The sequence below is a fragment of the Paracoccus marcusii genome (assembly GCF_006151785.1).
In the GTDB taxonomy this organism is placed as follows: Bacteria; Pseudomonadota; Alphaproteobacteria; order Rhodobacterales; family Rhodobacteraceae; genus Paracoccus; species Paracoccus marcusii.
The window spans coordinates 1-723 of sequence record NZ_VDDD01000280.1; the positions used below are offsets into that span (position 1 = coordinate 1).

General features: G+C 73.4%; 1 pseudogene. It reads right to left on the reverse strand.

Annotated features, from left to right (window positions below):
• Positions 1 to 161 precede the first annotated feature (161 nt).
• Positions 162 to 723 (reverse strand): annotated as a pseudogene (locus FHD68_RS19305) (hypothetical protein); the annotation flags it as partial.

The following is a 723-nucleotide window of genomic DNA, read 5'->3' on the forward strand; positions in this document are numbered from 1 at the left end:
CTGGTCGCCGCCCGCGACGGCCGCCCCGGCCTGCGGGCCGAGGTGCGCGCCCGCAACCGGGGCGCGCTGGCCTTCTACGACAGGGTGGGGTTTTCGGACCGGGGGCGGGGCCGGTATGGCCTGCCCTGGTGGGGGCAGGTCCATCTGCTGCACCTGAGCGTCTAGCCGAAGACGCCCGACACGCGGCCCAGCAGCATGAAGGCGCGCGACGACCGGCTGTCGGCCAGCACGGCGATCTGCAGGTCGTCCAGTTCCGGTACCAGGCGGGCCGTCAGCCCGTCGAAATGGCGCAGGAAGTGATGCGCGGTGTCGCGAAAGATCTCGTCCTCGCGCAGCATGGTGGCGGCGATCTCCAGCGCGGGCTGGTGGTGGATGCCGCCCAGGGCAGCGACGGCGCTGCCGCGTTCACCGGCGGCATAGCGGCGCCAGACCTCGGGGCGGGCCATCTCTGGCGGCAGGTCGTCCATGTAGACATCCTGGCCCGCCATCAGCGTCACGACATCCTGCGCGGCGCGCAGCACCTTGGAATGCGCGGGATCCTTCAGCGCGTGACGCAGGGCGTCGATCGCGTCGACATCGTCGGGGCCGTCGGGAAAGTTCAGCGCCCGGATCAGGGTCGTGGCGTCCACCGGGGCGCCCTGGGCCTCGAACCGCAGGGCGGCCTGGCGCTGATCGGCGGTCTGGCGGGGCTTGGGCAGCGGGGCGGCGGGGCGCGGCGCGGCG